Source organism: Vibrio sp. YT-17 (assembly GCF_033337375.1).
GTDB lineage: Bacteria > Pseudomonadota > Gammaproteobacteria > Enterobacterales > Vibrionaceae > Vibrio > Vibrio alginolyticus.
The window spans coordinates 258,816-277,360 of sequence record NZ_JAWOQP010000003.1 but is presented as its reverse complement, the minus strand read 5'-3'; the positions used below and the strand labels follow the sequence as shown (position 1 = coordinate 277,360).

General features: G+C 42.5%; 20 protein-coding genes and 2 pseudogenes. 7 read left to right on the top strand and 15 right to left on the bottom strand.

The features are described from left to right. Nucleotides 1-25 precede the first annotated feature (25 nt). Entirely contained in the window at nt 26-931 is a 906-nt protein-coding gene (locus tag R7F67_RS05060; RefSeq protein ID WP_033906526.1) for a LysR family transcriptional regulator, read from the bottom strand. Nucleotides 932-1,024: 93 nt separating this feature from the next. Between R7F67_RS05060 and R7F67_RS05055 the strand changes: the two genes are divergently transcribed. From R7F67_RS05055 to R7F67_RS05045, 3 genes are all read left to right on the top strand, one after another. Next, nucleotides 1,025-1,936 (top strand): DMT family transporter, encoded by a 912-nt coding sequence (locus tag R7F67_RS05055; protein WP_047104114.1) that lies wholly within the window; start codon nt 1,025-1,027, stop codon nt 1,934-1,936. 196 nt (nt 1,937-2,132) lie between these two features. Continuing rightward, nucleotides 2,133-2,594, top strand: a complete 462-nt coding sequence (locus tag R7F67_RS05050; RefSeq protein WP_047104117.1) for a carboxymuconolactone decarboxylase family protein — start codon at nt 2,133-2,135, stop codon at nt 2,592-2,594. 104 nt (nt 2,595-2,698) lie between these two features. Next, complete coding sequence (locus R7F67_RS05045) at nt 2,699-3,439, top strand: helix-turn-helix domain-containing protein (RefSeq protein WP_196363361.1); 741 nt, start codon at nt 2,699-2,701, stop codon at nt 3,437-3,439. A 119-nt stretch (nt 3,440-3,558) separates the two neighbouring features. Here R7F67_RS05045 and R7F67_RS05040 read toward each other — a convergent pair whose 3' ends face one another. The 6 genes and pseudogenes from R7F67_RS05040 to R7F67_RS05015 all read right to left on the bottom strand — a co-directional run bounded on the left by R7F67_RS05040 (nt 3,559) and on the right by R7F67_RS05015 (nt 7,009). Further along, entirely contained in the window at nt 3,559-4,053 is a 495-nt protein-coding gene (locus tag R7F67_RS05040; protein WP_005388773.1) for a YcxB family protein, read from the bottom strand. A 223-nt stretch (nt 4,054-4,276) separates the two neighbouring features. After that, entirely contained in the window at nt 4,277-4,537 is a 261-nt protein-coding gene (locus R7F67_RS05035) for a DUF5062 family protein (protein WP_005376453.1), read from the bottom strand. An 82-nt stretch (nt 4,538-4,619) separates the two neighbouring features. Then, a pseudogene (locus R7F67_RS05030) lies at nt 4,620-4,844 on the bottom strand (Low-specificity L-threonine aldolase); the annotation flags it as partial. A 52-nt stretch (nt 4,845-4,896) separates the two neighbouring features. Beyond that, entirely contained in the window at nt 4,897-5,757 is an 861-nt protein-coding gene (locus R7F67_RS05025) for an immunity 49 family protein (RefSeq protein WP_318057061.1), read from the bottom strand. Nucleotides 5,758-6,040: 283 nt separating this feature from the next. Next, nucleotides 6,041-6,148: pseudogene (locus tag R7F67_RS05020) on the bottom strand (threonine aldolase); the annotation flags it as partial. Continuing rightward, nucleotides 6,149-7,009 carry an immunity 49 family protein gene (locus R7F67_RS05015; RefSeq protein WP_054577849.1) on the bottom strand — a complete coding sequence of 287 codons (861 nt, stop codon included), beginning with the start codon at nt 7,007-7,009 and terminating at the stop codon, nt 6,149-6,151. Between the two features lie 356 nt (nt 7,010-7,365). Between R7F67_RS05015 and R7F67_RS05010 the strand changes: the two genes are divergently transcribed. The 3 genes from R7F67_RS05010 to R7F67_RS05000 all read left to right on the top strand — a co-directional run bounded on the left by R7F67_RS05010 (nt 7,366) and on the right by R7F67_RS05000 (nt 10,788). Further along, entirely contained in the window at nt 7,366-7,980 is a 615-nt protein-coding gene (locus R7F67_RS05010; RefSeq protein WP_005376459.1) for a PolC-type DNA polymerase III, read from the top strand. A gap of 173 nt (nt 7,981-8,153) precedes the next feature. Then, nucleotides 8,154-9,914 (top strand): ABC transporter ATP-binding protein/permease, encoded by a 1,761-nt coding sequence (locus tag R7F67_RS05005; RefSeq protein WP_017820975.1) that lies wholly within the window; start codon nt 8,154-8,156, stop codon nt 9,912-9,914. A gap of 481 nt (nt 9,915-10,395) precedes the next feature. Further along, complete coding sequence (locus R7F67_RS05000; protein ID WP_086047431.1) at nt 10,396-10,788, top strand: hypothetical protein; 393 nt, start codon at nt 10,396-10,398, stop codon at nt 10,786-10,788. A 40-nt stretch (nt 10,789-10,828) separates the two neighbouring features. Here the strand turns inward: R7F67_RS05000 and R7F67_RS04995 are convergent, their stop codons facing one another. The 4 genes from R7F67_RS04995 to R7F67_RS04980 form a co-directional block, all read right to left on the bottom strand. Further along, nucleotides 10,829-11,833 (bottom strand): metal-dependent hydrolase, encoded by a 1,005-nt coding sequence (locus R7F67_RS04995; RefSeq protein WP_086047432.1) that lies wholly within the window; start codon nt 11,831-11,833, stop codon nt 10,829-10,831. A 328-nt stretch (nt 11,834-12,161) separates the two neighbouring features. Further along, complete coding sequence (locus tag R7F67_RS04990; RefSeq protein WP_005388759.1) at nt 12,162-12,620, bottom strand: hypothetical protein; 459 nt, start codon at nt 12,618-12,620, stop codon at nt 12,162-12,164. Nucleotides 12,621-12,713: 93 nt separating this feature from the next. Further along, nucleotides 12,714-13,742, bottom strand: a complete 1,029-nt coding sequence (locus R7F67_RS04985; RefSeq protein WP_213867688.1) for a phospholipase A — start codon at nt 13,740-13,742, stop codon at nt 12,714-12,716. A 185-nt stretch (nt 13,743-13,927) separates the two neighbouring features. Then, a complete protein-coding gene (locus tag R7F67_RS04980; protein WP_258475603.1) occupies nt 13,928-14,473 on the bottom strand; it encodes a DUF2938 domain-containing protein in 546 nt (181 codons plus the stop codon). Between the two features lie 84 nt (nt 14,474-14,557). On the opposite strand from R7F67_RS04980, the gene R7F67_RS04975 reads away from it, so the two are divergent. Then, complete coding sequence (locus tag R7F67_RS04975) at nt 14,558-14,965, top strand: helix-turn-helix domain-containing protein (protein WP_213965843.1); 408 nt, start codon at nt 14,558-14,560, stop codon at nt 14,963-14,965. A gap of 72 nt (nt 14,966-15,037) precedes the next feature. Here R7F67_RS04975 and def read toward each other — a convergent pair whose 3' ends face one another. The 4 genes from def to R7F67_RS04955 all read right to left on the bottom strand — a co-directional run bounded on the left by def (nt 15,038) and on the right by R7F67_RS04955 (nt 18,470). After that, nucleotides 15,038-15,544 (bottom strand): peptide deformylase, encoded by a 507-nt coding sequence (gene def / locus R7F67_RS04970; protein ID WP_017635324.1) that lies wholly within the window; start codon nt 15,542-15,544, stop codon nt 15,038-15,040. A 234-nt stretch (nt 15,545-15,778) separates the two neighbouring features. Next, nucleotides 15,779-16,243, bottom strand: coding sequence for an ABZJ_00895 family protein (locus tag R7F67_RS04965; protein WP_017635325.1), 465 nt, complete (start codon nt 16,241-16,243; stop codon nt 15,779-15,781). A gap of 32 nt (nt 16,244-16,275) precedes the next feature. Beyond that, nucleotides 16,276-16,605, bottom strand: a complete 330-nt coding sequence (locus R7F67_RS04960; protein ID WP_017820979.1) for a YceK/YidQ family lipoprotein — start codon at nt 16,603-16,605, stop codon at nt 16,276-16,278. 419 nt (nt 16,606-17,024) lie between these two features. Further along, nucleotides 17,025-18,470, bottom strand: a complete 1,446-nt coding sequence (locus tag R7F67_RS04955; RefSeq protein ID WP_258672062.1) for an AGE family epimerase/isomerase — start codon at nt 18,468-18,470, stop codon at nt 17,025-17,027. Nucleotides 18,471-18,545 lie beyond the last annotated feature (75 nt).

The following is an 18,545-nucleotide window of genomic DNA, read 5'->3' as shown; positions in this document are numbered from 1 at the left end:
CACAGCACAATGTGATAAACCTCTTTCAAGCAAACATTTGAATGCGATTTTTCCAATTTAAGACATGTTCAATAAATGCATCAACTCTTGCAGGCCTTTTATCGCGGTCTCGATACATAATGAATACTTCTTTACCCGAGCATTGCCATTCTGGCAACAAAGGCAGCAGGTTATGTTGATCATGATTTAGCTCATGAAAGTAATAGGTTGGAATCCACGCAATTCCTAAACCATGGATGACGGCGTCTCTAACTAGCAGTACATCATTTGAAGTGAATTGAAACTTTAGCGGATGATCAAATGTTTCATTGGTGATTTGATTAACTAATTTCCATTGGCTGTCGTTGTTTACCGTAATTAGGCGATGATGAACAAGTTGTTCTGGATGGGTAATCGGTTGGTGTTGTTCTAAATAGCTTCGTGATGCACAAAGCGCAAATGGAATCGACCATAATTTCTGAGCAATCCAGTCTTGTTCAATAAGATCACCAAGACGAAAACTAACATCGACACGGTTAGATACAAGATTGATTTTTTCATTCTGTACATCTAAATCGATACATATCTTCGGATGTTGCTCTGCAAATTCATAAACGCACCGCTTTAACCACATCTGTGTCATGTTAATTGGCGCTGATATTTTGATCGTTCCGCTTAAAGACTGACGCTCAGTCGCAATTCTCGATGTCACATTATTTAAGCTAAGAAGTAACGGCTCACAGAGTTGATAATATTTTTCGCCATCAGTTGTTAACGCAAAGTGGTGTGCACTGCGATTAAATAGTCTGCAATTTAAGTTTATTTCCAGCCTTTTTAACTTCCGGCTTAGCGTGGCTAACGGGACATTAAGACGCTCAGATGCTTGTGTTAGGCTTTGATAGCGAGCAACAGAAACGAATAACAAAAGGTCATCCAAAGAGTGACGTTCCATATTTGGGATTAACCCTCTTAAATTTGGCTATTAAAAATCAAATATGAAATATATAGCATTATCGCGTCAAGTTAATTTTTATCAGGAAGATCTATGTCTAAGCATTTATCAATTTGGTGCGGTGTTGTTGTCGCTATCTTTTTTTGGTCTAGTAACTTTAACGTAATAAAGGCTATTAATAGCGATGTCTCTCCTTTGGATTCAGCGACGTTACGATTTTCCGTTGCAGCTTTAATACTCTTACTGATAAGAGGAACTAAACGCTCTCCATATGGAGCCAAACTCACACGAAAAAGTATGTTGTCGTTGTTTGTTATAGCAACCGTGGGTGTAACTATCCAAAACTTCTCTATTTTCTCTGCAATGAGCTTTACTACCCCAGTTAACGCAGCGGTTGTTCAGGCAAATCTACCACTTGTCACTATCTTGTTGTCGGGCTTTATTCTCAAAACTTCCATTTCGGTTAAAACTATTTTAGGTGCACTAATCAGTTTTTGTGGAGTGGTAATCGTCATTACAGGGGGAAATATTCATTCTATTAGCAGCAATAGTAATATTGGTGATCTATACATGTTATTTGCTTTAATTAGTGGGTGTTTATACACAATTCTAGCGAAGCGTTTAACATCTCATATCCCAGTAACTCAGCAGTTACGTTGGGTGTTAAGTATTGGTGCCATTCAAATGGTCGCTATAGCGATGTACCACGGCGACTTTAGCCGTAGCTTAAATGCCATAACATTTAAAGACCTATCACTAATAGCGTACATGAGCCTGTTTGGCACTTTGATCGCTTATTACTTTTGGATGAAAGGTGCTATCGTTCTTGGTCCAGATAAAATGTCTCCATTATTTAATATTATGCCGGTATTCACTCTACTGATTTCGTTCATTTCTGGTGAGCAGGCTCAATGGGAAAATGTTTTAGGCGTCTTTATCGTTGCGGCTGGCGTGTATATAGGTAACTCAGCACCTTTTGCTCGTTTACGGAAGGTGGTGGAGTAAAAATAGACGCCAACCTTAAGTCGCATTATTTAGAGCAATACTTTGTTAATTGGCATAAGTTTTCTTGGTTTCCAATAGGTACACTTTTCGCTTTCGTCGTTCACTCTTTTATCTAACTTTATTGAGTGCATGTCGAAAATCTTCAATCTTTTGCTAAGAGCGTTTTTTACTATGTAAAAAACAGAGGAGAATGACCATGAAAAAACGACTCAACTATATTGAAGTAGCGCCAAAAGCAATAGAAATCCTATACGCTCAGGAAGCTTACTTCCATGAACAATTTAGCCAATCAGAAACTATGAACATGATCATATGGGAACTGGTTAAGTTACGCATATCGCAAATCAATCAATGTGCATTTTGTATCGACATGCATAGTAAAGATGCGCTTAAGTTAGGTGAAAAGCCGGAACGCATATGGGGGCTTAGTGCATGGAAAGATATGCCATTCTACAGCGATGCAGAACACGTTGCACTAGGTTGGGCTGAATTACTAACTGCTGGCCTACCAGTAGATGATGATAGCTATCAGCTGACCTTGAATACCTTTGGAGAAGAAGCTATGGTCAACCTAACAATTGCGATCAACGCGATCAATAGTTGGAACCGAATAGTTAAGGCATTTAAGCCAAAGGTTGGAGTCTATAAACCTCGATAATTCTATTTGACGGTTCTTACTTGTAAGCCACTGCTTATACCTCAACTTAATAGGATGAAAAGTACATGTGTATCACTTTCTCATTTAAGTTGAGGTTAAATAGGATGATTCATTTGAACTTAGAATTTGATATTTTAAAACCTCAAAAGGCTTTAGCTGGCTATGTTCAAGCCATTTGGTCAGCATCCGTCAAACCTGATACGACGCAAACCGTACGTAAACAATTACTCAGTGATGCTGGTACAGGTGTGGTATTCATTTTACAGAATGAAGTACAAATAGATGGTGAGTGGCAGACGCCGGGGGTTGTCCTACTGCCTATAAGCATTCTGGCACATCAGGTCTGCCTACCGCCAGGCGCGGTGATGACTGGCGTACGCTTTCATCCTGCTGTTGGTTATCAACTATTTGGTAAACGTCTAGAACAGCTATTGCGGATTCAAGACGACCACCCTTTGGCTTCTTCTGCACTAGCAACATTTGAGTCTCTGCAAACAGCTCGTTCGCCATATGCAAGGATTTCTACGTTATATCGCTGGGTTCAAACACTGATTGAGGAATATGAACCGCAGTATGTCGGCCACATTATTGAACAACCTACAGGGACCATCAGTCAGCGCCAGAGAGAGCGCAATTTTCAGAAATGGTTGGGGATTACTCCTAAACATTACCAACGCATTAAACGAGTGAAGCACACTTTAGAGCAACTCCGAGCGCAACCCGATCTTACTTTATCGGAATTGGCGCTGGAGCAAGGCTTTTCCGATCAAGCACACATGACTAGAGAGTGTAAGCAGATTGCGCGCATGACACCGAAGCAGTATGTCCGAAAGAGAAACCTCTAAGCCTTATTAGCTTTCTACATCAAACCCAATTGATTCAGAATCGACGATATAATTGCTACAATGTTCGATCATATATCACCTACTTTTTAGAACGCTCATTCCAGCTTGATATGAGCTGGTTAGCTCGCTTTTGATGCCGCGTGCTGCTCTACCATAAACGCGATCACTTCTTCGTTTAAGCAAGATTTGCTGATGTATTGGCGTTGTTTACCAAGGTGAAGGATAAAGCCCAAATCAGTTTGTTCGAGTTGGTCGATTTCATTCCAAGCGAGGCTGCGGTCAACTTTACCGCTTTTGTAGCGCACGCCATCTGCATTCACTTCAAACACCACTTTACTGCCGCGGCTTGAGCTGATGGTTTGACGCCACAGCCACCAAGTTCTTTTGAAGTAAACGCTGCACGCTTCAATCACACTCAATACGATAAAGAACCAACCGACGTAACCGTTAGGTAGCAGTTCAAACTCCAATAAAACCACACCAAAAATTAGAAAGAGGATCCCTTTCAAATACGCTTGCGGGAACTTAACTGGCTGGCTAGTTTGATCATAACACTCAGCAAAAAATGGCTTGTCGAGTGTGTATTCTGTAGTGAATTCGAAATCTTTAGACATGTATGGTTACTTCAAGGCTTCTGTAAATGAGTATTCTTGGTTGCACTCTTGCAACGCGAGCATTGTAGCGCTTCTCTGGCTTTATCTTTAGCCCTTTTGATGCTGTTTTGTAAATCAATGATAACGAAACATTAGAAGACCTCGGTGCACTCGCCAAGATCAAACAAGGCGAACCATTTGGCTCGCCTTGTTAATTAATGACCTATATGACTTATGAGGTTTTCTACTTTAGAGGGTCGTTGTCTGGCAATGCACTGTGTATCCAGACTGCCAGTCGGTGTTTGATGCTTGCGCCGTCTAGCTTGCTTTCCGGTAATGGGGTGATCTGTTTGGCATCAACCAAGAATAGGTAAATCGCTTTTACTCTTAGAGGTTGTGGTGACTGAGGAAGGTCAAAGCCTTGTAGCTTCGCCATCTTCCCACCAATCTCTAGTGCCTTCTTAACCAGTTTGTCTTCATTGTGAAGTTTGGAGCTTTTTGACATTGATAAATCCTCTTCTTCGCTTCAATTAAGAATACATGAAGTGTCGCGTATGGCGTGTTAGTAAGCTCGCATATTGATAAGTTTATGCCTTCTTACCGAGTAACTGATTGAAAAACGACCTTAATTCGTCATCACCAAGATTGAGCAGGTAGTCACCAATATACCATTCAACAATCGATTGATTTGGATGTACCGTGACTTGCGGGTTACCAAACCAAATGCCCTTTTCCGTGGCAAACGTGTGTTGGAGTTCTTTCAACTCTTCGCAGCTAAATGGCAGGATAAGGTGCAACATGTTTGCTCGAGGTGCTGCCGAACGGCATTGCTGCAGACACTACATAAGGTGTTCTATTAATGATTTATTTAGAACAAAGATCCTGTTCACCGTAAACGAGCCATTTCGGCAAATATGCGGTTTCTGGAATTGTCCAGCCATACTTATCGTATGCCAATGCAGCAAGACCAATCAGTTTCAAAGAAACATTCCCTTTTGGCGAATAACGAACATCTTCATTCATGTAGAACTGGTAATGCGCCTCTAACGCATCTCTCAGTGCTTCTTGATAATGCGCCTCATCGCCATCGATAATGGCAACAAACACATTCACAAATGGAATAAACAAAGAATGTACATAGGGCACTCTGGTTGATTCTAAGTATTGCGGGGAGGATTTCTCCATCACAGTTTGCAATAACTCAGGTAACGCTGATGAATTGCTAAATACACCGTTAACGAACTCGACTAGCGCAACATCGAATGGATCTTTTAAACGCACTAACGACTCATCCATGATGGTCATCAGCTCTACGCCGCGCCAATCTCTCGCGGCCATCGTTAAACAGATTTCATCCAACCAAGCATCCATCGTTCCCCCTGCAACAGAACGGTTACCTACTTCCGAAAAATGTCGGTGCCCAACGGAGAATTCAACAACTTGCTCTGAATGATTGGCCAGTAAGTAGACGTTATTCAATAACTCAAGCGCTCTTTTTATATAAGCTGGCGAGGCCTGATGTTGTCCATATTTTGAAGCAGTAAAAAATGCCTGAAGCGAATCCCAAGCATCGCCTTTCATTCTTTTAAGAGGTTGCTTATAAAAAGATTGTTTTTCATCAAGCATTCTTTCCCAGAAGCTGTAGAAATCTTCATCTTCTTCACGAAAAATACGCAATTTTCTTTCTTCAGGTATCTCTAAATAATGATTCTTCATTGGTTCCATCGTTCCCTAGCCTCGCATTATAAGTTGTTCTAATTTTTTGCTGTGATGATATTCATCCTCAAAATCAAGCCGTGAATGATGCCGAAGTTGATTTATAAAATCAATTTATAATCAGTATGTTGTATCGAAAGTTAATGCTTAATTGAAATGAATCGAAAAGCCGCCTGTGTCCAGTTAGTTGTTTTGTAACAAGGTTTCGGCATAAGGCTACGATGATTAACTGATGTAGCCGATCAGATCGTAACTTCCTGATTTAGTTCCATCGAATTACGCAACAAAGCCCAATGATCTTGTAGATTTGTTTTGTTCGCTCAAACAGAGCCCGCAGCTGAGCCAACCTTTCATCGAACGGCATTGCTTCAGACACTGCATAAGGTGTTCTATTAATGATTTATTTAGAACAAAGATCATGCTCACCGTAAACAAGCCATTTAGGTAAATATGCGGCTTCTGGAATCGTCCAGCCATACTTATCGTATGCTAATGCAGCAAGACCAGTCAGTTTCAGAGAAACATTTCCTTTTGGCGAATAGCGAACATCTTCATTTATGTAGAACTGGTAATGCGCCTCTAACGCATCCCTCAGTGCCTCTTGATAATGTGCCTCATCGCCATCGATAATGGCAACAAACACATTCACAAATGGAATAAACAAAGAGTGTACATATGGCACTCTGGTTGATTCTAAGTATTGCGGAGAAGATTTCTCCATCACCGTTTGCAATAACTCAGGTAATGCTGATGAATTGCTAAATACACCGTTAACAAACTCGACCAGCGCAACATCGAAAGGATCTTTTAAACGCACTAACGACTCATCCATGATGGTCATCAGCTCTACGCAGCGCCAATCTCTCGCGGCCATCGCTAAACAGATTTCATCCAACCAAGCATCCATCGTTCCCCCTGCAATAGAACGGTTACCTACTTCCGAAAAATGTCGGTGCCCAACGGAGAATTCAACAACTTGCTCTGAATGATTGGCCAGTAAGTAGACGTTATTCAATAACTCAAGCGCTCTTTTTATATAAGCTGGCGAGGCCTGATGTTGTCCATATTTTGAAGCAGTAAAAAATGCCTGAAGCGAATCCCAAGCATCGCCTTTCATTCTTTTAAGAGGTTGCTTATAAAAAGATTGTTTTTCATCAAGCATTCTTTCCCAGAAGCTGTAGAAATCTTCATCTTCTTCACGAAAAATACGCAATTTTCTTTCTTCAGGTATCTCTAAATAATGATTCTTCATTGGTTCCATCGTTCCCTAGCCTCGCATTATAAGTTGTTCTAATTTTTTGCTGTGATGATATTCATCCTCAAAATCAAGCCGTGAATGATGCCGAAGTTGATTTATAAAATCAATTTATAATCAGTATGTTGTATCGAAAGTTAATGCTTAATTGAAATGAATCGAAAAGCCGAAAAACATTTGAAATATAAGGCTACCGCACAAGCCGCGATGGGTAAGCCAGAACGTACCTGTCCATAAACAGTGGACGACGAACACTGACTTTGTGGAGTAAAGATAGACAGATATTCACCATTGTGTTCGCCTTTCTTTTTCTGTCGCTTTCGATAATACTCTTGCGCAATATTACTCAGCTGGAAAATTTTATGCCTCAAGCAAACTCTGTGGTCGTACTCGACTTTGAAACCACAGGTCTCTCTCCTACTTTAGGTGATCGCGCAATAGAAATTGGTGCAGTAAAGTTAGTCAATGGCGAGGTTGTCGATAGTTTTCAGCAACTCATGAATCCCGGTTTCAGAGTGAGTTCTTTCATTGAGAACTACACCGGCATTACCAACAATATGTTGCGATCGGCACCAAGCTGCGAAGAGGTAATGGCGTCATTTAGTGAGTTCATTGCAGGCGAAAACCTTATCGCTCACAACGCGTCCTTCGATAAACGATTTTTAGATGCGGAGCTTGAACGAATCAACTGTGGTTATTCGGGTGAGTTTGCTTGCTCCTTACTAGTGGCAAGACGGCTCATTCAAGAAGCCCCATCACATAAGCTAGGTGAACTTGTTCGCTATAAAAATATCGACAACGACGGTGTTTTCCACCGAGCACTAGCCGATGCGCAAATGACAGCCAAGCTTTGGCTCTTAATGGTCGAAGGGATAGAAAACTCAGGCGTCGAAAAACCAAGTTTTCAGTTGATGCAAACGGTCAGTAAAACAGCCAAAGGAAAAGTCGACCTGCTACTCGCCAAAAGCCGTGCGTAACCCCCTCCGAACTAAAAGCTGATTCTAGTCTCTTAGACGTTTAAGTGATTTTCGATATACATGCGATATTGGTTATCCCAGTTAATTTCCTAATCCGAAAGCGGCAGTTCGCTGGTCTCACCAACCAAACTGGCTTACTATGCCAGGTACCTAAAACGCTTTGTGAGTCACTCATGAGCAGAAAAAATAACAAAAATCTCAGCATTCTTCTTAAACTCAACACCTTTATTGCACCTTATAAATGGCGGGTTGCGGCAGCCTTGGTTGCCCTTGTCGCGACAGCAAGTTTGACGTTATCCGTTGGCTATGGAGTGCGCATTCTTATCGACCAAGGCTTTGCTCAGCAATCATTGCAAGAGCTCACCAATGCGATTCAGTTTATTGTCGGTGTCACATTGTGTATTGCCATTGGGACTTTCTTTCGCTTTTACCTTGTCTCTGCCGTAGGTGAGCGCGTTAGTGCGGATATTCGCCTTGCGGTGTTTAACCATGTGATTACGCTGCATCCGAGCTATTTTGAGACTAACAGTAGTGGCGACATAATGTCGCGCCTGACTACCGATACCACATTGCTGCAAAGCATTATCGGTTCATCGTTCTCAATGGCGATGCGTAGCGCTTTGATGTGCTTTGGTGCCATCATTATGTTATTCGCTACCAACGTTAAGCTCACGCTGATTGTGCTTGCTTCTGTGCCTTTGGTTTTGGTACCAATTTTGTTTTATGGACGACGTGTGCGTGCGCTCTCTCGTCAAAGTCAGGACTCAATGGCTGATGTTGGCAGCTACGCTGGAGAAGCGATAGAACATATTAAAACCGTGCAAAGTTTTAGCTCAGAGTCGCATGAACAAGCGGCTTTCGCTGTCGAGGTGGAAAAAGCTTATGAAATAGGCAGACAGAGAGTAAAACAGCGCGCGATCCTGATATCAGGCGTTATTGTGATTGTGTTCAGCGCGATTTCAGGCATGCTTTGGGTAGGCGGCAGCGATGTGATTCACGGAAAAATGTCTGCGGGTGACCTAGCCGCATTTGTGTTTTATGCCATTATGGTTGCCTCATCGACTGCAACCATTTCCGAAGTCATGGGTGAATTGCAAAGAGCCGCAGGTGCTACCGAACGGCTGATTGAGATCCTTCAAGTAGACAGTGATATTAAAGCGCCAAGCAACCATTTGCCTGTCCGTTCCGACATGCCTGCTGAGATTAACTTTAATTCGGTGAGTTTCAACTACCCTTCTCGCCTAAATCAACCAGCAATCAAAGAATTAAATCTAACCGCTGAACAAGGAAAAGTACTGGCGTTAGTCGGCCCTTCTGGTGCAGGTAAAACAACACTATTCGAACTGCTGCAACGATTTTATGACCCACAGCAAGGGCAAGTGTTGTTTGGTGGTGAAGATATTCGACAGTTCGACCCAAACGAACTTCGACGTCAAATGGCGCTCGTACCACAACAACCAGCGCTGTTTAGCCATGATGTTTTCCATAATATTCGCTACGGTAATCCTAAAGCGACGGATGAACAAGTTATCGAAGCCGCGAAAAAAGCCCATGCCCATGAGTTTATTGAGAAGCTTCCCGAAGGCTATCACAGCTTTTTAGGCGAGCGCGGCGTTAGGCTATCGGGCGGACAAAAGCAGCGCATTGCGATTGCTCGCGCGATTCTAAAAGATCCAAAAATCTTACTGCTAGACGAAGCTACCAGCGCCCTTGATAGTGAAAGTGAACATCACGTTCAGCAAGCACTTGAAGCTCTAATGAAAGGACGCACAACGTTGATTATTGCTCATCGTCTTTCGACTATCCAACATGCGGATAAAATTGCGGTGCTCGACAATGGCGAGTTAGTCGATGTTGGTAACCACCAATCATTAATGCAAAGCTGTGAGTTGTATCAGCGACTTGTGGCATTGCAATTTAAGCACTTGGAGTAACGCCTAGTTAAGCGTTCAAAAGTAAGCAAAGGCGGACCAAATAATTTAATAACAGGAGTTTAACGATGTTTTTGTGTCAGTCCAGCGAGCCTTGGCGAGACTAAGAATCTAGCTCTGAGTGGTTAATGAGATAATTTAGACCATGAAGAGCTAGGGTAGAAGATCCCACATCATGTCCCATCGTCGCTGTACAAGGTGACGAAATACAAAAGATGCCACTCGCAGTTAAACGAGCGGCATTAAACCAAGCAGCTCGTCTTTTAACAAAGGAATTCCAGTAACCAGCGTATTCTCCCTTCAACTAGAAACACTCGTTCACAACTACCATATAAAACCCAATCAGCTTCATTTGTAATAATTCAGGTTTCAAAAATAGGAAATCATTACTGAAAAAGTTTACCGCGTTTTGTGTTGCTATCTATGGTTACAATATTTGAGACATCAATGCCTTTAAACCAAGCAACACAAAAGCGGCACCGATATGAACAGCGAAGCGAAACAACTATTTTCTTATCTATGTCAGCGATACGATGCGCTTTCTCAAGAGCTTGAGTCTCGCCCTTTTCCTGAATTTTCTGAGACTATTACTCATCCTCTTGGGCACTGTTTAGTCCGTTGCCCAGCAGGTAGCCAACGCTTTTCTATTGTAGCAGTCAACTTTGCACCCTCCATTCGCGGGCAAGGCGTGCTTACTGCATTTATCGACTACATCAAAAGCAATCCTTACCACTACCAAGGTGTTGAGGTTGCAATCATTGAAAACAAGAACTTAGCTAAACGGCTTTTGTCTCTTGGCTGGAAGTACAAGTCCCTGTTTGGCAAAATTTTCTTCGCTAGCAAGCCGACCCTAGTAAAGGACTTTCAGTCTACGTAATGGTTATTACGACACCGCATCGGTATCCAAAGTAAAGCCATCACTCAAAATCCGTAAGCATGTTGAAAAAAACTTGGCGATCTTCTGCAGTACTTCCTCGATGAGCAGTGTATTCAACGTGCGCGTCTGCGCTGGCTTTTGGGGATAGATTGATGCCCCATAACGCATTAATTTGATTTGGTACGATGGAATAACGCATATCAACAATTCGCATTTCATTATTCGGATCCTTCGCTACAAAACCGTTTGAAAACCAACGGAAACGTTCGATGTCTTTTGCTTGTTGCGATTGCGGGTTTAGCCACGGAAATTGCTCTTTTATATTTAACTTTGGAGTTGATTCGCCAGGGTAAATTTTTATTGAACGCCCCACCCTTACGGCATCTACATAGTAGCTCTCTTCCGTTTCATAAATTAGTTTCCAAACCAAAAGATTGCTGAAACTTGGTTTGGCTTTTAATTGTATAGCGTTGTGTTGTCGCTCTTTGACGATTTCCCAACCAGCTACTTCTGCTCTATCTCGCTGGATCATTCCAAGACTTAGGTAAGCCAGGCACCATAAAAATGCAATGCGGGCATAGTTTGGGCTTCGCTTCAGTGCAACAAACAAAAGCAATATTAAAATAGGGAGTGTGAACGCGGGGTCGATTACCGAAATAGTGTTCCAAGCATAACGCGTGTTGCTTATCGGCCATAGAAGCTGTGTTCCATAACTGGTGCATGCGTCTAATAACGCATGGGTACTATAACCAAGCGCGCAGTAAAACCAACTCTGCCGGAAGCTTAGTCCTCGCTTTTTTGCGAACAATGGATACAACACCAAAGCACAAATGAAACTACCAAACGGGATAAACAAGAGCGAGTGAGTAAATTGGCGATGGTATTCCAAATACAGCAAAGGATCAGTTGAAGAACGGATGAGCACATCTAAATCCGGAGCCATCCCAGAGACCACGCCCAACACGCCAACAACTGCAAGGTTTCGCTTGTTGCTCACGGCCAGTGGCAAAGCTGCACCCAATAAACCTTGCGTTAACGGATCCATCGTTCACTTCCTTTAGATAGATGAAGCTCAGCTGGAAAGCGTACACGCTCAATAGTCGGTTCCAATTTAAAAACCAGAAGGTTCTTCGACATAAATTATCCGCATTTAAGTGGAAAACAATACACGACTTAGTCATGCATTTGCTTGTTTAGCAACAAACACCTTGATTTAGTGTAAGAAGGAATCACGCCGTTCGCTAGTGAACGAACAAATCTGAGTCTAGGCTTGTTTGGTATTTCAAACCCGAAGGTTTATCTGACGCGAAAAAACAAGGCGAACCAAATGGCTCGCCTTGTTTCTAATTTACTGAACGATAAACGACAGGTGTTTAGTCTTGAGGATTCTCTTTCGCGTTGATTTCAGCGTAAGTGTGCAGCAGCTCCGTCAATGTTTTTACCCACGCAAAAACATCCGAAGGTGCATTTTCGATTAGTTTTTCCACTAGAGCACAGTGTGTTTCTAGCGTGATGGCCTCTTCCAAACGGAATGAGATCGCGTAGAAATGCCAAAGCACCAATCGCGTCATTCGCTCGCTATTTTGCTTTGCGTTGTCTGAGTCATCAAACGCTTGTTGAATTTCACTCAGTGCGATTGCTGTCATGCGTAGCATTGCATCAAGACGTGCAGACAACATGCGGTCTTCACTATCCACTTCTTCTTGATCAAAAGTGAACAGCTCATTCATCACGTCTTCTGGCACCATTTTACTGATCATACGAGCACTAAACTCTTCCAGCTCATGGCGAGGCATAGTTACAAGACAATCGAAGGTGTAATCACGAAGCATAAAATCACTCTAGGTTAGAAATCAATTTCAGCCTCGCATTCTAAATATTGAAATTTCAATTGCCAGTGTTAATTTCTATCCATCTACGAAAAACTACAAAACACCGTTGATTGCAATACCAACACCAATCCGCTGCTGATTATGATCATAGTCGATCAAACTCTTACCATAACCCGCTGAGTATTGTGCGTACCCCTGAACTTTGCCCCAAATCGGAAATGACACACCGAGTTCTGCAAAACCCTTATGTGTTTGAAAGTTCTGGCGACCTAAAAAGGTAAACTCGTAACCATTCCACTTGTAAGCACTCGATAGCTCAAAGTGTCCCATATAGTCTTCGATATCCGGGTTATCATCACCTTTGGGATCATTAGGCGATGTCTTTTCATCTTCAGGTATACGCCACCAAGGCTGGATAGAAACCGCAAAATTGTCTTTTGCAAAGGTTAAGTTGGCATAGACACGGTTCCAACTGCGCGATAGCTCCTGTCTCTGACCGTTAGACTCATGTTCAATACCAAAACCTAACCAAGTCGAACCATCAAGTGGTTTCCAGTCTGTTGGGGTGTAGTAAAAAAGCTCTGGACGATAATTGGTTTCACGGAATGGACGAGATGCTGCACCCGTGTATACCTGCCAAAATGATTTAAGAGTCATTCCAAAAAACAGACCATCGCCATCAAACAACAAGTCATCATAGTTCATTGGTACTTTAAAACTGATTTGGAACTCCGCCTCTTCCTTACGCAGTTCATCGCCGTATTTGGTGTCGGCATACGCGCGTTTATTTACACGATCACTGTATGTAAACGGAAGAATATAGTTAACGCGATGCGCGACCAGACTAAACGGTTCGAACGCGTTTTCTCGTTCTGATTCCAAACGCTTGTCGACCAAACTTTCCTGAAGTTCTTCAGGCTCTTCAATTTCTGGATCAGCGGGCACTGTGCTGGTTACTGTGTCAAGCTCACACTGCCCGCGAATGCTCTTTATGGTTTCCTCACCTTTGCTTTGCTTTATTTTGTCTAACAAGCATAAATCATAAGCACTGGCTGTTTCTCCCATCGCAACTGGCGCTGCCAATAAACTCAGTATTGATATCCCTGCCACTTTTGAAGCCATCTGAAACCCTTAATATTCTTTATGTCAAACCAGATAATTTTAGTTTTTCTTGGTAAACCGCTTGCCATTCTGACGTTAAGGCTATGTTAAATGTCCGCCGACTTTACGTCTTGGATAAATGCAACAGACTTTAGACATATCGGTCAACTATGATCAAAGCGCAAAAAACAACCAAGAGTTGAGCATCATAGATAAAAACTACTCGTTTGCATGATGCTCATGCTCTCTATGCAAAAATACTGGCTCGTAACTTTGATTGCAAACCCGGCTATGAATAAACCCAAACCATAACCCAAATGCGCCAATGTGCTAAGAAAACGGGCTTTCCAAGGTGTTGGGGTTTTACTCGCAGCAAAACCAAATCCTAGACAAGGTTGAATGACCAAAAATGGGAAGATCAACGTTACCACGCCTGTAATTAAGCTGGGCATTAGACTGGGCTCTACCAACCAATGATGACCAAAAACAGTAACGTGAGCCAAAGCGAAAGTAACGCCGATGGCATAATGAAAAAACCAGCCCAGTGACTTTTCTCCCGGCATCGCCTCTGACGCCATAATTGGCGCATGCATAAGCTTTCCTTGGGGCATGTACAAAACCCAGCGCGCAACCAACGCATAGTTTAATGAAGGAATACCAAACACTCTCCTTTGTAACCATGCCCATAAATCCATTATCAAAGTGGCACCAATCCCTATTAGCACCGCTTGCAATCCCATTAAAAGCAGCATTTTTCTCTCCTCAAGTTTTTGATTTGTTAAGGTCTTAGTTGCATGCTACAACTTAAAGCCAACTTGAAGTCAATGGGGAATAATATGGATATTGCAGAAGTGGTTAGAACATCAGGATTGCCGACTTCAACGCTCAGGTACTACGAACAGCTGGGGTTAATTCGCTCGATAGGAAGGAATGGATTGAGACGCCAATATTCACCAGAGGTACTCAATACACTCAATTTAATTAGTTTGGGGCGTATCGCTGGAATATCGCTTAACGAAATGGCAGAAATGTTGAATCAATCAGAAGTTTCAAAGCCATATATCGATCGTGACTTACTAACGAAAAAGGCACTTGAGATTGATGAGCAAATAAAACGTTTGAAAGCGGTGCGAGACAGCCTAAACCATGTTGCCACCTGCCCTCATGAGTCACATATGGACTGTTCTTCATTTCAAAGGCTTATGAAGGTCGTAAAGCGTTATGTCCCCCAAAAGCAGAGATAAACCGCGCTCACTACCGTCCTATTCTTAATTTAAAAGGAAGTAACTCGACATGGAGGGTTACTTCCTCTCATATTACTTAGCTTTCGCTTTTACGTACTTCTTCACTTTTTTCATCGCCATTTTTTGCTTCAGCGGTGAAAGGTAATCAATGAACAAGTTACCAGATAGGTGATCAATTTCGTGCTGCATCACAATCGCCAAGAACTCATCGCTCTCGATTGTAATCGGGTTGCCATCACGGTCTAGTGCAGAAACAACAACTGACGTGTAACGCTCTACATCTGCGTAGTACTCAGGAACAGATAGGCACCCTTCTTGACCAAGTGCTTTGTTTTCTCCGCTCACCACTTCTGGGTTAACCAAGATTAAAGGATCATTGCGTTCGTCAGAGATATCGATGACAACAACCGCCTCTTTTCTGCCTACTTGGGTTGAAGCTAAACCGATACCATTGCCCGTTGCGTAAAGTGTTTCTAGCATATCGTCTATCAGCGTTTGTACTGTCGATACATCAGTGACTTTTTCTGCTTTTACTTTAAGCCTTGGGTCTGGAATGGAGAGAATTTCGAGGACTGCCATACTTACCTTTCATATCTATAAATCGTAATTCGTGGCGAATTATACACACGTTTCTCGATACATAAACCTGCTAAGCAATCTTGCGCACAAGGCATAAACCATTAACTCAAACTACAACACAATAAATGGGTTTGCCTTTTAGACAAAAAATCCTACAAACAGGAAACTAAAACGCCAGCACATTATGGCTGACGTCTTGTCATGATCCTAATTGAATCGTTTGTTGTATTTTATCTACTGACTTTCCTTGGCTTTGAGTAATACTCTAATCGCCATTTTCTCACCACTTTTTAAAATTAAGTAGGCGATGCCAATCGTTATTAGCATTATGATAGCAATAAAAATACTTACCCCACCGAGCTCAGATAATAAATAAAACGGAGAAATATCTAACGACATTAAGATAAGAGAGAACACTACCAAACTTGCTAAAGTCCACAGTAAAACAGCATACCATCTTGTTTTTGATGGCATTACATCTCCAGTCTTGTAGCCGAAGTAATAACCAACACTCATGGCTGGGATTAACGTGCTAAGAAAGCCTGTACCACTCATTTCTATCCCAACAATATATTCAATGGCCAACAGCAATGCAGCCCAACAAACGGACGCCAGACACAACAGAGACGTAACAAGAAGTACCGATGGTGGCTGGTTTATTTCTGATTCTGAATAGTTATTTTTTAATTCCACTTTCATTTCCTTCCATTTATTTGAATAAAATAAGCGTTTTAGATCATGCTTCCGCTTGGACAACCTAGAGAAACAACACCGCCATAACTCGTTGTTGGCGTAACTACCATGACTAAATCAACAGGAAGAAACACAACGTCCGTTGCTAACGACAAAGGAATGTCAATCAATGATAGTGGGTATAACGCGATAGAAGTAATATCAGCTCTTAAATAGCAAGGTTGTCGTGCGACTGATAACGCGGTGCCTGAAAACGGCTTTCCGTATCCGCCACCAGCATGCGCATCTATAGACGAACACCCCACCATTAAAGATGCTGACACCACAAGAAATACAACTTGTAGCTTTTTAAATAGTTTTATTTTCATTTAACCTAGATTCCAACTAACTGTTATTTTTTAAAACTAACCCCTCTCTCTCAAATTGTATATTCAATAAGTTTACTCATATGGGCCCAGTGCAACCATGTTAATACGTTCTATGTATCAGAAACAATTCATTTATTTCCAATGACACTAGTGAGATTATGCGACGTGATTGGAATCTCACTTAAGTTTTCATGGACCTATCGCGCTGAAAATTGAAGCCTCTACCTGTCATAGAATAAAAAGCCGTCAAAGCCAGTGGTTCTGACGGCTTTTTGTAAGCGCCCCGTGGGCATTACCTACACCATTATTGCTTGAAGCTTATCTAGTGACAGACCTAGATAGCTAATAGTCGCACTTGCTGTCGGAGGATTTTATTGGCTTTTACGCGGACTTTAACCAACACATCACCATCGACCAACCTAAGGTCGAATATTGGTGAATGTCGCGATGGTGACTCCATCACTTTGTGACGACAACGATTTTACGTCTGCGCTAAAGTAATATGGATTAAGTGGCATTTTGCTCTCTGCTGGTCGCGCGTAGTAAAGCTTGGCGGGCTGTTTTGCCATTTGTTGCGCGTACAAATACCCGACCAACGCATGTTCAAACTGGTGGTAACCATTTCCCCAATGGAACGCTTTGGTTGATTTAGGGCTTAGACCAACACCTCCGTACTGATGATCCACCCATACGTCCATAAAAGTGGGTAACGTGTATTGAAGCGTTTCTTTCATCGAACCATCAATAAGGGAAACTGTCATTGCCGCTTGATCGAGCTCTGCCCATTCCCAAGACGAGCTGTAATGCTTGTGCGGTCTTGATTGCCAAGCAGGAATGCTCTCTTGCGTCCATTTACCCTGCCATTCTGGAGAGAAGAGCGCTTTGACTTGCTCAAAGTTTTGCTGGTATTGCGCTTGTTTAAGCGTGTGTTTCATTCCTTTGAAACCAAACTCTGTCCACTTTGAATTTTCCAACAACTGACCTGTCAGATACGTCATCCAATACGCCTTGATGGTGTGTCCAAAATCATTGTGTTTCGCATCTGGCATCATTACCGCTTTGTGGTGTATCGCGCCATAAAAGCGCTGCTCTTTGACGGAATGGTAGTTATCTATCATCACTTGCGTCAGCCATTGCAGATCTTGCTTCCACTTGGCTTGCGCTGGTTCTGGTAAAAGTGGCGCCGTTAACAACAGGTAGCCATTAATTTGGTCAAGTTGAGCGACTAACTCTTGCTGCTTCTCACTTTCCCCATCACCATCTTTCAAAACCCACGCCAGACCGCGATCATCGCTTCGTCGGTATTGTTTAAATATAAACGCTTGCTGGTCGATAAGTGCTTGTTCAACCTTTGGATCTTGCGTCAAGTAGTAGTACATCGCCAAGCCCACCAAAGCGTAAGCTTGGTCTTGAGAAGTTCGCTGTTGCCACTCCATCCCCGGTTTTCCACTACGCGTAAAGCTCACGAAGCCGCCGTTTTTCTCATCTTGTAGATGATCAATCAGGTAATAAGCACCTTTCTTTGCCAGCTCTAATGCTTGCTTGTCACCCGTAAGATGAAAAAGCACGCCATAAGCGTAAGTTTGGCGCGATTTCATGCGGGTGTATTCGCGATCGAAGTGCGGGCTAATCCACCCTTTGTTTAATTCTTCACACGGCTTTTTTGGGTCGAGAATGACACCGTTATCACAACGAAATGTCGGAAAATTCCCCGCAGGTTGTCCATGCGCGCTTTCCATCATCCAATATGGGGCTAGGCCATTCGTCACATGGTTTAACCAATAATCCCCCGAAGGCAGGCCTACATCAGCAAAGCTGCTCATGCTCGTCGTTGCGAGCAATAAGGTAAGATATTTAAAAGACATAACACTCAATTAAGTTATTGAATTTTATCCAGTATAAATAACTCCCTTTACGCATATTGTTGTCGTGCTCACAAT